12 protein-coding genes are annotated in these 16,025 nt (G+C 33.1%); 3 read left to right on the top strand and 9 right to left on the bottom strand.

Annotated elements, in window-relative coordinates:
* Positions 1-16: 16 nt before the first annotated feature.
* The 9 genes from OZP09_RS01410 to OZP09_RS01370 form a co-directional block, all read right to left on the bottom strand.
* Entirely contained in the window at positions 17-1,069 is a 1,053-nt protein-coding gene (locus OZP09_RS01410; RefSeq protein WP_281310150.1) for a type III polyketide synthase, read from the bottom strand.
* Positions 1,066-1,779 (bottom strand): methyltransferase domain-containing protein, encoded by a 714-nt coding sequence (locus OZP09_RS01405; protein WP_281310149.1) that lies wholly within the window; start codon positions 1,777-1,779, stop codon positions 1,066-1,068. Before OZP09_RS01405 ends, OZP09_RS01410 begins: the two co-directional genes overlap by 4 nt.
* Positions 1,770-2,903 (bottom strand): NAD(P)/FAD-dependent oxidoreductase, encoded by a 1,134-nt coding sequence (locus OZP09_RS01400; protein WP_281310148.1) that lies wholly within the window; start codon positions 2,901-2,903, stop codon positions 1,770-1,772. The genes OZP09_RS01405 and OZP09_RS01400 overlap by 10 nt, the downstream gene beginning before the upstream one ends.
* A gap of 97 nt (positions 2,904-3,000) precedes the next feature.
* Complete coding sequence (locus OZP09_RS01395) at positions 3,001-3,195, bottom strand: hypothetical protein (RefSeq protein ID WP_281310147.1); 195 nt, start codon at positions 3,193-3,195, stop codon at positions 3,001-3,003.
* Between the two features lie 288 nt (positions 3,196-3,483).
* The gene (locus tag OZP09_RS01390; protein ID WP_269236146.1) at positions 3,484-4,266 is read right to left on the bottom strand and encodes a hypothetical protein; all 783 of its coding nucleotides are present in this window, start codon (positions 4,264-4,266) and stop codon (positions 3,484-3,486) included.
* Positions 4,267-4,508: 242 nt separating this feature from the next.
* Entirely contained in the window at positions 4,509-6,089 is a 1,581-nt protein-coding gene (locus OZP09_RS01385) for a T9SS type A sorting domain-containing protein (protein ID WP_281310146.1), read from the bottom strand.
* Positions 6,090-6,146: 57 nt separating this feature from the next.
* The gene (locus OZP09_RS01380) at positions 6,147-7,481 is read right to left on the bottom strand and encodes a phosphatidylinositol-specific phospholipase C domain-containing protein (RefSeq protein ID WP_281310145.1); all 1,335 of its coding nucleotides are present in this window, start codon (positions 7,479-7,481) and stop codon (positions 6,147-6,149) included.
* A gap of 103 nt (positions 7,482-7,584) precedes the next feature.
* Positions 7,585-8,235: a response regulator transcription factor gene (locus OZP09_RS01375; protein WP_269236142.1), complete on the bottom strand. Its 651-nt coding sequence runs from the start codon at positions 8,233-8,235 to the stop codon at positions 7,585-7,587.
* Complete coding sequence (locus OZP09_RS01370; protein ID WP_281310144.1) at positions 8,222-9,928, bottom strand: sensor histidine kinase; 1,707 nt, start codon at positions 9,926-9,928, stop codon at positions 8,222-8,224. The genes OZP09_RS01375 and OZP09_RS01370 overlap by 14 nt, the downstream gene beginning before the upstream one ends.
* 276 nt (positions 9,929-10,204) lie before the next feature.
* Here OZP09_RS01370 and OZP09_RS01365 point away from each other — a divergent pair, with 276 nt between their 5' ends.
* The 3 genes from OZP09_RS01365 (at position 10,205) to OZP09_RS01355 (ending at position 16,013) form a co-directional block, all read left to right on the top strand.
* The gene (locus tag OZP09_RS01365; RefSeq protein WP_269236139.1) at positions 10,205-10,825 is read left to right on the top strand and encodes a YciE/YciF ferroxidase family protein; all 621 of its coding nucleotides are present in this window, start codon (positions 10,205-10,207) and stop codon (positions 10,823-10,825) included.
* A gap of 192 nt (positions 10,826-11,017) precedes the next feature.
* Complete coding sequence (locus OZP09_RS01360; protein WP_269236138.1) at positions 11,018-12,865, top strand: helix-turn-helix domain-containing protein; 1,848 nt, start codon at positions 11,018-11,020, stop codon at positions 12,863-12,865.
* Between the two features lie 178 nt (positions 12,866-13,043).
* Positions 13,044-16,013: a SusC/RagA family TonB-linked outer membrane protein gene (locus OZP09_RS01355; RefSeq protein ID WP_281310143.1), complete on the top strand. Its 2,970-nt coding sequence runs from the start codon at positions 13,044-13,046 to the stop codon at positions 16,011-16,013.
* The last annotated feature ends 12 nt before the right edge of the window (positions 16,014-16,025 follow it).

Raw genomic sequence — 16,025 nt, 5'->3', positions numbered from 1 at the left:
ATTTTATCTGATAATTTTACCATTGCAACAATACTCTTTGAGCAGAAAATCCAGGACCAAAGCTAAGCATTAGTCCTTTTTCTCCGGGTTTTGGATTACTATTCATAATTCTTTCCAAAACATAAAGAACAGTAGCGCTCGACATGTTTCCGTATTGTTTTAATACTTCTTTTGTGTCATCAATATTTTTATCCAGGTCTGCAAAAAGAGATTCAACTGTATTGACAATTTTTTTTCCTCCGGGATGAAATATCATATGGTCAATATCTTTTATTTCTAAATCATTTTTCCTCAGAAACGGATGAATAATATCACCAAAGTGAGCCGCAATCGTATCCGGGACTTCAATATCCAATACCATTTGCAAACCTGTATTGGTAAGTTTAAACCCCATCATATGTTCCGCATCATAAAAATGATACATTTGCTCATCCAGTATTTCAGGACCATTATCTTCTTCGCACGATGATAAAAGACAGCAAGCCACGCCATCCCCAAAAATAGCAGCACTTACAATATTGGGCATCGAAAAATCATTAAGCTGAAATGTTGCAGTAGGCGACTCAGCCGCTATCACTACAGCACGTTTTCCCGGATTAGCCTTCAGAAAGTTTTTGGCATATATAATACCAGAAATTCCTGCAGCACAACCCATTTCTGTAACAGGTAAACGCACGATGTCCTGCCTGAGATTCATCTTATTGATCAGATACGCATCTAAAGAAGGAATCATGATACCAGTGCAGCTTACAGTTATAATATAGTCAACACTTTTCGGATCCCAGCTTGCCTTAGCGAGCGCTTTTTCTAAAACTTTTTCGCCCAAAACAATCATTTCCCGACTGTAAATATCATTTTTATCCTCAAAAGAGGTAGCTGTAAAAACCTCCAGCGGATCCATTATTGAATACCGTTTGCTTACCGCAGCACCTTCAAATATTTTTTTTACTTTTTTTATAAAACGTTCTTCCTGACCCGTCAGCCAGCCATCCAAAAGCGGAAGTATTTCTTCTGTTGTTCTTGAATATTGCGGGAGTTGTTTAACAACAGTTATTATTTTGACACTCATATTTTTGTAATTATCCATTGGTAGCGGAAAGCCCATTTCCAATTTATAGTATAGTTTTTTAAATTCAGTTTTTTTGAAAACTCTTCCAGTTCATTTTTTCGAAATCCTCTTAAAATAGATATCAGACCATCTTCACGCGACATTTTACCCAGACTAAAAACGATACAAATCAATTTAAAAAGCCTGTAAGCCAGTTTACTGCGATGCAAATCATTGATAACAATACCAATGCCTGCGTTATTATTAAAGGTAGTAATTATATTTAATATTTGTTCATTCGTAAAATGGTGCAGCGTGAGGGTGCATAACACAATATCATAGTTAATTGTAGAAAATTCATCGCTAAAAATGTCCAGACACAAATACTCAATATTGGAGTAATCATTAGATAATGTTTGGGCATAATTTACAGTAAAAGCATTGGCATCAATCCCGATGAGCTTAAATTTAAGATTGTTTTTTAATCCATAATCGGCCAGCATTCTCAGCATATCACCGTTACCGCAGCCTACATCAGCAATTACGATTGTCTGGGAAACATTAACTTTTTTTATTATTTTTTTTATTCCGTGAAGTGTAACCTGATTGCCTCCAAGCAATTGATTAATACGGGCAATCTGATCAAGAGCAGCACGGAGTTCTCTTCCCTGAAGTGAAAAATCGTCCATTATTTCGGCTTCCTGTGTTCTGTACTTTGTGTTTATTGCCATTTAACTGCTATTGGTTTACCATGTGTCTGTTTGATTATTTGGGATAATAATGCTGGCATTGAGGCAACGACCGACACAAATATGTTTGTTATTGTTTTATTGGTTAAGACACTTGCCAAAATCCTTCCCATTGCTAATCTTCTTCCAAAATTTTTCTGCCATTGTACTGCATATTTTTTTTCTAAAATAGCTCTTGAAGTTATTGTTCCTGTATGATATTCAAATATTAATTCTGATGCTATTTTTGCACTGTGTATCGCCATCGCCATACCATTACCGCACATTGGATGGATAAGCCCGGCAGCATCGCCAATCATCAAAACATGGTCTTCTACTGGCCGTTTTTTATCAAAAGAAATCTGGCTGATAGTGAGAGGCTTATCAAACAAGAGTGTACTGTTTTCAAAAACAGATTTAAGCTGTTTGTTTTTATAAAGGACGTTTTTTTGATACTCTTCTATGTTTTTATATTTTTTAAAAGAAGTATAATCTGCAAGATAGCAGATATTTATAATGTCATTTTCCACCTTTGAAACACCACAGTAACCTCCATTAAAATTATGAAGTGCTACCTGATTGTTAGGACTGATGCCTGAATAATGAGCCTTCACTGCAAGCCAAGGGGATTTTTTACTTATAAAATCCCGCCCTAAGAACTGATCAACATTAGAACGTTTTCCAAACGCACCTAATACTAATTTGCAATGGAAGATTTTACTGGAAGTTGTAACTGAAAATTCATCATTTTCAAAAGAAATACCTGTAACTGTTTCTTTTACAATAATGCATCCATTTGATACTGCTTTTTCATATAAAATAGTATCCAGCCTGTATCGGCTAATACCAAATCCGCCAAGAGGAAGTTTTGTTTGGGCAATTTTGCCATTTTGAGTTGTAAATTCAAAAGACGAAATTTGTTGGGGATTCGATTGTAAAATATCTATATCAAGCCAAAGAAAATAGGGGACGACTTCATTAGAAATATACTCTCCGCATACCTTATGCCGCGGATACTCTGATTTTTCGATTAAGATTACCTTTAATCCTTTTTTTGAAAGATGTATAGCTGCTGTCAAACCGGCAAGACCGCCGCCAATGATAATTACATCTGGTTTTGTTTTCATACATCTAATTTAGCAAATAATGCGCATATAATTTACAACTGGATTTCACAGAAATTAAAAAACGCCTCAAAATATTGTTATTGAGACGTTTTAATTTTTATTTTTTTTCTTCATTATTCAGTTTATCGTCAAACTCAGGTTCTTCACCTTTAAACTTTTGAGTTTCGGGATCATAATTTTTATCGTTTGTTAAGACTTCATCATGATCTTTATACTGATGTTTTCTTGTGTCTACACGGTGATCGGAACTACCGTTTTTAGTTTTTTTCGGATTTTGGTTATTTGTGTTCATATCTCGTAAGTTTTAAATTTTCATAAAATTATCTGAAATATGACAGGTTTACTTATATAATCATTTTGAAAAGTTATAAAATCCCCTTATGATTAATAATCAGATAGGTACGATTTTTTAGTTCCTAAATAATTTCTAAATATCTGTTTTCAAAAAATTGACTGATTGACAGGAACTACAACAGATTGAAATAGTTTCATTAAATCAGAATGATTTGTAACTTTTTTTGCCTGAATATTATAATGAATAAACTTTATCCAGAGGATAGCTTTTAATTCTGTTTCATATTTAGACTTCTCTTGGATCTCCTTTTAGATAATTGTTACTGAACTTAAAATATTCTGTAGAAGTTCTTTCACCTGCCTTACCATCAACCCTAAGTATACTGCCAGCCTTATTCAGCAGGGTTTGTAATTCTTTAGCTTCATTGGTAACTGTACCGGAGTAGTATAGTGTTTTATTTCCCAATGCAATGATTTGTTCGAGTAAGTTCCCATTTGGCAACATTATGAGCTTTTGTTCGCTCATACGACGTAACAATACCGCAGCACCGCACTGCTTAGAAATAGCAGTAGGATCATATCGTCCATCCTGAACATATTTTCCTTTTGTATAATGATTAGAATAGCTCCACAAATAAGGCGAATTAATACCTTGTCGGTAATAACCTAATCCATTATACAATTCAAGTTTATAAAGAATTCCGGCAATGCTCCAGTCTGTCCATATATTAAGTTTGTCATAGATTAAAGCATCTTTAGCGCTTTCTTCCCATGTAAATGGCGGGTTTCCTATTTTTGGACGCCCTATAGGAACTTGCACTGTACGCTCTTTAAGAGGGTCACCATTATGCAAATGGATATCAAATTTTAAACTAGCCTCCATACCATGTATAATTGCAATGACAAACCACGGGATATTTAATCGGTCACCCACAGATTCATATCTGGCTTTGTTCAAAACCATTTTAGCTATCATTTTGTCAATTTCAGGGTATTTACTTTCTCTTATGATACAGGAAGCAAATAATTTTTCGTAGTTATTCTTTTTGTCCGGAGGTACTGTTGCCATTGTAGCTGAATTAAATTGATACTATTTTTTTAAAATAAGCAGGTTGGCTTATACAGTAGTGGAGCAAATCAAAATTACTAAATAAAATATTGATTTTCAGAAACTTATTTATTTTTGATATAAAAAACAGTATTTATAAGTGTTAGCACTATTGAAAATTGTCTTCTGTCAGATCATGATATTAACAAAATAAGCCCTGTCAGAAATTGACAGAGCCTTTTTGTATATAAATAAATCTACTTTTAATCTTTAATAAATTTAAGTGTTTTTATTTTTTCATCTTCAGTAAAGACCTGGATTAGGTAAACTCCTTTGACCAAAGACTGAACATTTATTTCACGACCTCCGTTTAATGTTTTTTCAAGTAGCTTCTTTCCATTTAAGGCAAAAACAACTATTTTATCAACTTCAGTTTCAGTATTAAGATGCAAAACATCTTTTACAGGATTTGGATACAGCATTAATGTGATATCAGCTTTTACATTATCATCAACAGACAAAAGAGGATTATAGGCTTTAACAGCCAAAGAAGCAGGAGATTCACAACCACCAATAGATTGGGTTGCATAGTACGTTGTATTATTTATGATTAAAGTATTTAAAGGTAACTGATTAGCATAATTGGCTGCATCCTGAGCTGTGGCATACCATTTAATATTTTGTCCATTTACAGCTAATGCCCCTAAATTATCTCCGACGTTAAAACTTTGTTGAGGAACGCCTGTTGGAGAGTTAACTACATTTGGTTGTGTAATAGTGGCTGAAGCAAATCTGGTGCAGCCATTAGCATCCATTATTTTTACCTCATAAGTACCTGCGCCAAGATTCACCCTGTCTTCAGTAGTTATACCGTCATTCCAGATGGTTGTATATGGAGCGGTTCCTCCCATTGGAGTTAAATTTATGGCTGAGTCAGATTCTCCATTGCAACTAACATTTCTATAAGACATAATAAAACTAATTCTTCTGGCAAATGATACAAGATTAGTAATCACTTGTGAGCCACAATTTCCTGAAGCTACTAATCTATATATATAATCAGTACTTAATGTTGAAGTATCGCTAATAGTCAAGTTTGGTGTATTTGCTCCTGAATATGGTGCGACGTTCGATATATTAATGTAAGCTGATCCACCCATGTATACCTGCCACTGATAATTTGTTGCATTACTTACATTAGCAGTAAAAGAGATGCTTTCGCCACCACAAACTATACTCGAGACAGGTTGATTCACAATCTTAGGTGAAGGATTTACAGTAATGGTAAATGTTTTAGGAGTACCTTCACCAGAAGGGCCTCCATAAGTTGGTGTAACTGTTATGGTAGCCGTAACTGGTACATTACTATTATTAGTGCCTGTAAAAGAAGGGATGTTACCTGTACCAGATGCAGCAAGACCAATAGATGTATTGTCGTTAGTCCAGTTATAGGTAACAGGAGGGGGGGTATAAAGCAACTGTACCATTAGTTTTTTTGCTACACCATTACAAGAGTCTCCAAAATTGTCATTCGAAGCAGCAAGACTAAATGAATTTTTTCCTATGGCAGCCGCTTCTACTACGCTTTCACTATTTGCTGAATGGCAGAAACCTCGAAAAAAATTACCACAGTTACCTGTAGGATTTCCATAACTGGCAAAATATAAATTAGTAAATATAGCACCAAATGGAGCAGTTAGGGTTAGATTACTGCCTTCATTTGCCTCTCCGCAAAGCAAGCCAACATTAGCAGCACTACTAAAATTAATTGCACTTACTGAAGATCCATTACAAATTGTTTGATTGCTTATAGCATTAACGACTGGTTGTGCGTATATTTTCATAAAACAAAAAGTGAAAAATACGACTAGTAAATAAGTATTTTTTTTCATGAAATGCATTTATTTAATTGGTATTAATGCCCATTGTTCTGCCCAATCATCATTGGATTTTGCGAAAATTTTCACCGGGGAGCCATCTTCAGTTTTTGCTTCAAATAAATCAAGCAAAGAATTAGGGGCGTTTTTAGGTTCTAAAGTAAAATAGCCATTATTGAGTTTAGCTATTTTCCATTTTTGATTATTACCATTGTTTTGCTTTTGTATAATAATATTTGTTCCGTTAGCATCTGTATTTCCTGCTACATCCAGAACAGAATCAGTTGCATTTTGGGTAAGCGTATGAATGTAGAAATATCCATCACCTGCATCTGCTAATTTCCAAAGCTGATTAGACTGATTATTTGCTGTATGAACAATAACCTGTGTACCATCTGTTTTAATATTCCCACTTACATCCAGACATTTATCTAAATCTAATCTTGATCTGATTTCATAAATATTACCTGGTTTAATGGAAGGAAAATTAAAAGGATTGCAGGAAAAAAGGCGTTTAATTAATGTAGTTTCAGGAAAATCCATTGGAATGATTCCATAACGTGTTTTTTGTTTGCAGAATAAATATTCAAAAAACAGCGGATTTACAATTTCTGCAATATCTTTTGGATTCTCCCATAATAAGTTACCGCTAGTTCCACTTGTGAAGTTTATAAAAAGAGTATTTGGTAATGATGAAGATGCCTTTTCTAATGTTGGTTTTACGGCCTCTTTAAATTTATTTTCAATATCCTCTCTTCCTTTCCAATCATCAAATCTATCCTGAACATAAAAATTTATTCCATCAATTTCAAAATTACTTATTCTGTCTTTAGGCCATTTACTAACATCATCACCATCATAACCATAAGCATTAATTCCTACAGGAAATGATAATTTGGCTTCTGCTCTAAAGCGACGAAAAAGAACAATTTTTCCACGTACTTCAGAAATTTTTGGAATCCGGTCTTCTTTGTACCAATGGTCTAAGTCTTTAATAATTGGCCAAAGTTTGTTATATAATTCCTTATTATTTTCATTTTGCTCGTGTGAAATAGACATGACAATACATTCAGATGGAAATTGTTGTATCAATATTGTACTTGATTCCAGTATATTTTGAAAAGTAATGTCCAAACCTTTAATACCATGATATGCATAAATTTTCCCTTTTTTTATTTTTAATCTAATATCCCAGAATCGCACTCCGCTTTTAAACTGAGTTTCAAGATTCATCGTTTGACATTGAGCAAAACCATTAACGCGGTAAGCACAAGTATCATGTGTTCCAGGAATGGTAAGTTCCGTAAGTTTTTTATTATCATCAAGATAACTCATCCAATTTTCTGAAAAATAATTCATGGTTATATATTTTTAGTTTTATTTGTAAGTTTAAAACTAATAACTTTTAATCCAGATAACAGAAAAATGTTCTGAAACACCTTTTTTTTGTTCTAAAACACAATCAAAATTTTTTAGAAATTTTAAAAATCCTGTCTTCAATGAATAATTTATCATTCACAATTTTTGAGATATGGTATGGATTAACAGCAACACTGCGGTTAATTCTTTTGAAATGTTTGGACGGAAAAATCTCTTCCAGATAGGTCATTGTTGTTCTTAAAATCTGATTTTTACCTGATTTTAAATGTATTTCAACATACACATGATCTGCTTCGGCAAAAAGGAACTCTTTAGACTGAAAATAATAGATTTGTTTTCCTATCTCAATTTTAAAAATTATATCCTCATTTGCCAAAGCAAGCTTTATCGCAGTAATCAGGTTCACACTATCTACTGGTTTAGAAAGATAAGCCGAAGGCCTCAGATTTGTAATTTTTCCTAAAGTCTCCGGATCAGTCAGTGCTGTGGTGAAAATGAAAGGAAGAGAAATATTGTTATTAATAAAATTTGCTAAATCAAGACCTGTTTTGTCTCCGGAAAGCGAAATATCAATCAGCACAAGATCAAAAGGTTTATGCGAGAGGAGTATTTTGGCTTCTTCAAAGTCATGGGCAATTTCAGAAATGAAATCTTTATCCAGCATTTTCTTCAATGAGAATGCTATTAAAACTTCGTCTTCTACAATTAATATCCTGTTTTTATGCTCTGACATGGGGAAATACTATTTTATAGTTTGCATTTTCTCTTGTATAATTTCCTTTTAACTGTTTCACCATTCCTTCAATAATTAAAAGCCCTAAAGAGTTGTGGTTGTTCTCAAAACAGAAAACTGCTCCGTTATCTGAATAGTTTAATTCAATTTCATTGTTTGTTTTTACAAGCTCAAGATGTATAACAAGATGTTCATGTCCTGATTGAGCATGTTTTATAGAATTTGTAACTAATTCGTTTATGAGCAATCCAAGAGAGAGAATTTTATCAACATTAAAATAAACCAGTTGGATATCATTACTATAACTGAACGCTCTTAACGCACTGTTTTGATGGGATTCAATGATTTTATTGATGTAATCTGATGCTTCAATCAGATCGTTATCTTTATGATTCACACTATACGAATAAAATTCGTGAGCAATAGTTATTGTTTTAATACGCTGGTACAGATCGTCAAATATTGTTTTGTAATTTTTATTTTTTGACTGATCTTTCTGGAAATCAATCAGACTTAAAATCACTGCAAGGTTATTTTTTACGCGGTGATTCAATTCCTGGACAAGAAATTGTTTCTCTTCAACATTAGCTTTTAAAGTAACATTGTTTTCAGATATTTTTTGTTTCTGGATTTCAATTTTTCTTTCATTTTTCTTGATCTTCCAGGTAAAAAAAGCTAAAAAAAGAATCGAAATAAAAAGCGTTGTATTTAGTATTCTTGTACTTCTGATGTCTTTTTGAAGCAATTGCTTTTCAGACTTCTCTTTAGCAAAATTATATGCTGTTTCAAGTTCTTTGACTTTAACGTCCCGTTGTTCACCATTATATTTTTTGTATAATTCTGCAGCAATTTTGTAATAATACAAAGCTGAATCAGCATTGTTTTGCTTTTCGAGAATTTCGCTCTTGGTTTTAAAAACATTGGCTTTATAATCTAAAACATTTGATTTTGATGAAATTGCAATAGCAGAATCTATATAGATAGTAGCTATTTTATAATCATTTCGTAGAAAATAAAAACGACCCAAATTCGAATACATTGAAATAACCGCCTCATAATGATTAAGCTTTTTATAGAGATAAAGTGCCCGATTGTAATGCATTAATTCTGCTTCAGGATTTTTTTTTCGGTTACCAAGTCCTAAGATGAGTTCTACAACAGGCATGTTTACTTTGTCGTTGATAGATTCAGCATATTTTTTTGCCTGAAGTGCAAGTATGTATGCTTTTTTCGAAAAACCATTGACCCTGTAATAAGAAGATTTTCGGATAAGGAAATTGGTGTAGTTTTTAAGTTTAAATTCAGGGTGTTTTAAAAGTATTTCTTCTGCTTTTTTTAATTCTGACAAACAGGATTTGCCAGCATCATTAATTTCATAAATGAGCGCCCTTTCGACATGAATTTTTAGTTTTTGCTCTTCTGTAATTTCAGAATTAGTTAAAAGATTTTGAGAAAGTTTAAATGCCTCATCATAAAGGCCAAATTCTGTCAGGATTTTTGTTTTTATGACATCGAGCTCATTTTTTTCTAAATCACCAAAATATTCTCTATTCTTGTTTATGATGGCTAATGCATTTTTGAAATCAGAATACTCTATTTTGTGTTCAAGATCCTTTTTCAGTGATTGAAAAGAATTTTGTCCAAAACAAAAAAAGCATAAACAATTCAGAAAAATGCTGTAATAAAATCTCACCGATTAACAAATTTAGAAAAATGAACTATTGTTTTATATTCAAATATAGGAGTTTCACTAATCTCCAGGCTATAAATGTTCTGAATTGTTCATAGTTTGTTCTAAATCGTTACATTGATCAGCCAACAAAACCATTTGTAATTTTAAAAGAAAAACATCTATGTGATTAACAATTAATTACAAATGCATATTTTGTAATCGAAGAGTAAAATTCTGTAAAAAGAAAGAGAGTTTGAATTCTAAATTTGGAATTGTTAATCATCAAAAAATAATAGTATGAAAACTACAGAAACAAAAAAAACAAGTACAAAAAAAACAAGTACAAAAAAAACACCTGCAAAACAAACCGAGTCGAAAGGCAGAACGATAAAAGCTAAATCTGATGCTGCAGAAGGATTAAGAGAATTATTTATAGATTCATTAAAAGATATTTACTGGGCTGAGAAAGCTTTAACAAAAGCACTTCCAAAAATGGCTAAAAATGCTACTTCAGAAAATCTTATTACAGCTATAAATGAACACTTAACCGTTACTGAAGGGCAAGTTGAAAGACTGGAGCAGGTTTTTGAAATTTTAGGAGAAAAAGCCTCGGCAAAAAAATGTGATGCCATGGAAGGTCTGATAAAAGAGGGTGAAAGTATAATGGAGGAAACACAAGAAGGAGCGGTTCGCGATGCAGGAATCATCAGTGCTTCGCAAAAAATCGAACATTATGAAATTGCCTCTTACGGTACTCTTGCCGCATTTGCTTTGACATTAAATGAAGAAGAAGCCGCAGCTTTATTACAACAGACATTAGAAGAAGAAAAAGATGCAGATACAATTCTGACAGAAGCTGCTTACAATACAATTAATTTTGATGCTTCTGAGGATGAAGATATAAAAGATGAAGAATAATCTGTCTGCTCAACAGAATGTCTGAAATAATAAAAGCTGTAAATCTTAATGGCTTACAGGTTTTATCATTTTTTTTATATAGGTAGTTGTCTTTTTCAAACAAAAACATAAAGTCTATCTGCTTTAACTTAACATCCCGTTTATGTTTAAATAAAGTTACGGTTGTATCCTTGCGAGTTAAAAAACAAATTAATGATCCGGACACAATTTTTATTTTACATTTCCACAGCATATTCATTTGGACAACACATAAAATTTCAAAATTCTACCACAAATCAGGGCCTATCTACTAATTTAATACTTGCTATTGAAAATGATAAAGATGGCGGATCCTGGATTGCTGCCGAAGCATTTTCCCAATCTGTATTATTTTATATCCTGTTCTCAGGACTTATAGCGCTAGTGTGTATGGTCATCGTTTATTTAAAAAATAAAATGACCCTCAGCCAGCAAAAATACCTTGAGGAACTTGTAAAATTACGTACAGATGTGATTGAAAAGCAGAAAAAAAACCTTGAAGAAATTAATGCTGAACTTGATCAGAAAAACAGAGAAATAATAGAGCAGAAAGAAAAGCTTCTGATTCTTCACAGCAATTTTAAAAACCAGAATTTTGAAATTGAAAAGTTCAAGACCTATATGCTGGCCGAATTTCAGGAGCCAATAACAAAAATAATTGAAATTTCCAGTTCATTTAAGCAGGATAATGGACTCCAAAAGGCTTTACTTTTACAATCAGGAAAACTGGTAAACCTGATATCTGAATGGAATTACCTTGAACATATTAAAGATCTTGGCCCAATAAAAAAAACAGTCATTGATCTTTTTCCTGTCTTAAAAAACAATGTTGAAAAACTAAAAAAGGATCTGCAGGCAAATCATGTAAATTTTAATTGCGAAATAGAAAATACTACTTTCTTCGCTGAAGCAGATGTACTAAGGTTAAAATTGTCATTACAGTATTTTTTTAATGATTTCTGTAAATATTCGGATCAGAACAGCGCCTTGCGTGTTGTTATTGCTTTGAGTGATAATTTATTGAAAATTAAAGTTGCTTCAGATAGTATTATACTGAAAAACAATTGGAACAACATTCTGAGTTACAGTCCGTATTTTAACGCTTTACAGGTTTTATTGCAGGACCTGAAAGGCGAACTTATCCCTTCTTCAGAAGAACAATTTCAAATAGCATTGCACATTCCGGTAGAAGTTATTGATTCAGGAATGAGTATAAAAGAAACAATTTCATGGAAAAATTTTAATTATAAGGATTATTTTTCTTCTGATAAAAAGTATCTTTTGGTTTTTGGGGACTCGTATAATAATCCCGCGGCCAATCAGGTATTGGAAAACGAAAACTACAACCTGATTTTTGAAAATTCTGTTTCTAATTTGAATGCGGTGCTAAAACAAATAGATATTTCAGCTCTGGTTTTCTATCAGGCAGCATTTACGAAAGAACTTATTAGTTTTTTAAAACAAAAACCGAATATAAAAATTCCCATTATTTATATCTCTGAGCATATCAATTATGAAATGGATGAGCAGTTACTGGAAATGGGCATAGAAACCCATATAAAATTACCTGCGGGTTCGTCCTTTATCAGAAAGAAGATTGACAGTCTCATTAATCAAAATAAAGAGCCTTTCAGGGAATATAAAATGCAGGAAAAAATATTTGAAATCCTGACAGAAGACAGTGATCATATTACTTCAAATGAAAAACTTTTAAAAAGAGCGTTAGATATTATTAAAGAAGAATTACAGAACCCTTCATTTAATATAGAAATGCTTGTAGATCAATTGGGAATTTCGAGAGTTAAATGCTATCGCCTGTTTAAAGAAACCCTGAATCAGTCACCTTCTGATATGTTAATGTCACTTCGATTACAAAAAGCTGAATTTTTACTAAAAACGAAAAAATTAAATATCTCCGAAGTGAGTTTTGAGTGCGGTTATAACGATCCAAAATACTTTGGGCGCTCTTTCAAAAAATATTTTGGTAAAAGTCCGAAAGAGTATAAAGAATATTCTGCTTAGTAGTATTGTTAGGGCTGGATTTGTAAAAAGTTAGCCCAATGTTAAGAAACAATAATGCCCATTTTTGCTGTTAATTATGCACTAATTTGAACCAAAAGTCCGCTTTTAGAAAACAAAAATCCTCCTGTTGGCAAGATCGTTCCAATACTTTTGGCGAAACATAAAATAACTTAATTAAATGAAAAAAATTTATGCATTATTAATTCTTGCCTTAGGATGTATGTCACATTCGTATTCGCAGGAATCAGTATCAGGAATTGTCGTTTCTGATCTTGAAAAGAACCCTGTTCCGGGAGTCTCTGTGTATATTAAAGGAGAACCAAAAGGAGCCGTTACTACAGATTTTGACGGAAACTTTAAAATTAAAGTACAGCAAAATGAAGGTATTTTAGTTTTTTCTTATGTTGGGTTTAAAACCAAAGAAGTTGCCTATTCCGGTACTCAAAAATTAACTGTATCCATGACAGAAGAAGTTAGTACTTTAAACGAAGTAGTAGTGGTAGGATATGGTTCTCAGAAAAGATCTGATGTTACAGGAGCAATTTCTTCACTAAAGAGTGAAAACTTCAATAAAGGGGTAATAGCCAATACAGGACAATTGCTTCAGGGTAAAGTTGCCGGTGTAAACGTTACTTCAGCTAGTGGTGAGCCGGGCGCTAACCAGGATATTATTATCCGCGGAGTTGGAAGTTTACGTTCAGGAACGACACCGCTTTATGTTGTGGATGGATTTGCTTTGGATAATACGAATAATGGTGTGGCTTCAAATCCGTTGAATTTCATTAATCCGCAGGATATCGAAAGTATTGATATTCTTAAAGATGCATCTGCTGCTGCTATTTATGGTTCGAGAGCTGCCAATGGGGTAATTGTAATTACAACTAAAAAAGGTGCGAAAGGTAATGCTAAAATTAACCTTTCTATGACTACAGGATTTTCAACATTGGCTAATAAAGTTGATGTATTCAGTGCTGATGAATTTAGAAAACAGGTTGTTGCTGTAAATGGAACATTGTATGACGGAGGAGCCAATACTGACTGGCAGGATGAATTAACCAGAACCGGTGTTACTCAAAACCTAAATTTATCGATGAGCGGAGGAACAGATAAATCAACTTATTCAGCATCATTAGGTGTAGACAATCAGGAAGGAATTTTTAAAAACAGTGATTTAAAACGTTATTCTGGACGTTTGAACTTAAATCAAAAGGCATTAAACGATAAGTTTAATGTTGCTTTTAATATGACGGCTACAAAACTTGAGAATTCAAGACCGGATATCAGTAATATTGTAGGTAGTATGCTGACAATGAATCCAACTGATGCTCCATATGTAAATGGAGAACCAAATATTAATTTAAGTAATAATGTTTTTAATCCTTTAATCAATCAGAGGATTTACTCTGATGAGACAAACAACAATCGTATTTTGGCGAATATTGCACCTTCTTACGAATTCATAAAAGGATTAACTTATAAATTTAATCTTGGAGTTGACTATTCAGTGTCTGAAAGAGATATACAACAAATACCATACGCACTGTATGCTGATAAAAATAAAGGTACTTTGAACAATATCATGACTACTAATAATAATGTTTTGTATGAAAATACTTTGACCTATAATTTTAGTGTAAAGTCTCATAGTTTTACCGTTTTAGCGGGGCAGTCTTACCAGAAAATACAAGTAAATCAAAAGAATTATAATTTTGAAGGATTTGCAGACAATGGTATAGAACCAAAAAATCAGTTAGAGACAATTGTCAAATCTACAGGTCATAGTTCATCTGCAGTAGAAAATGAACTTCAGTCTTTCTTCGGAAGATTAAACTACGGTTACGAAAATAAATACTTACTTACAGCCACTATGCGTGCTGACGGATCTTCTAAATTTGGTAAAAACAACCGATACGGTTACTTTCCATCTGTTGCATTAGGATGGAATATCACAAATGAAGACTTTTTAAAAGAATCTGAAGTTGTTAACAATCTTAAACTAAGAGCGAGCTGGGGTCAGACTGGTGTTCAGGAGATTCCTTCTAAAATTACAAAGGCAAGTTATACAGAAAGTAACTTAGGGAACAATACCTATCCTTTAGACCCTTCTGCAACAAATTTAGCTGGATATCCTTATGGCTCAGTTTTTACCCGTTTGGCTAATCCGAACATTCAATGGGAGGTTTCAACACAAACCAATATAGGTTTAGATTTTAGTTTGTTCAATAACAGATTATCAGGTACTGTTGACTATTTTAACAAAGTTTCAGATAATATTTTATTAGAAGTAAAGCCTGTAGATCCTATTCAGCCTGCACCAAAATATTGGACAAACATTCCTAATATGGAAATCAAAAATAACGGTATTGAATTGGCTTTGGATTACAGTAGTGATAAAAGTAAAGACTTCTCCTACAGCATCGGCGGAAATATAGCATTTACCGATAACAAAGTAGAGAATTCTCCTTACAAAATATTAACAACAGGAGGTGCTCAAGGATCAGGGCAGTCAGGAGCAACAATAAATGGAGCACTAAATGGCTACTCTATTGGTTCTTTTTACATTCAAAAATTCACAGGAATCGGTGCAGATGGCCGAAGCCAATATCAAGATACAAATCCTGATGGACAGATGAAGGATGATGACCGTATTGTGGCAGGAAGCGCAATACCGGACTATATTTACGCTTTTTACCTGAATTTTAAGTATAAGAATTTTGACTTAGGATTTAATTTTAATGGTGCTGGCGGAAATAAAATTTACAACCACGTTGCAATGACTTCATTCAACAGAGGCCAGCTTGCAAAGTCTCTTAACACCACAGACAGAGCTACAGAATTTTCAAACGAAGCTACTATTAATTCGAATACGGTTTCTACGAGATATTTGGAAGATGGAAGTTTCTTACGATTAAACAATGCAACCCTAGGCTATAATTTGAGTCCAAAAATGATTGGACTGGATAATGTAATGGACAACATACGCTTGTCAGTAACAGGACAAAACTTATTTGTGATTACAAAGTACACTGGATATGATCCCGAAATAAACACCGGAACTTCAGTGAACGAAATTCAGTCTTTTGGAATTGATTATTTCAGCTATCCTAGAAGTAGAACCATTTCATTTGGTCTAAATGCAGCATTTTAATCAAAAATAACA

The sequence above is a fragment of the Flavobacterium flavigenum genome, from assembly GCF_027111255.2.
GTDB classification, from domain to species: Bacteria; Bacteroidota; Bacteroidia; order Flavobacteriales; family Flavobacteriaceae; genus Flavobacterium; species Flavobacterium flavigenum.
The sequence above is the reverse complement of the archived record's forward strand: the minus strand, read 5'-3'. Positions and strand labels throughout refer to the sequence as shown.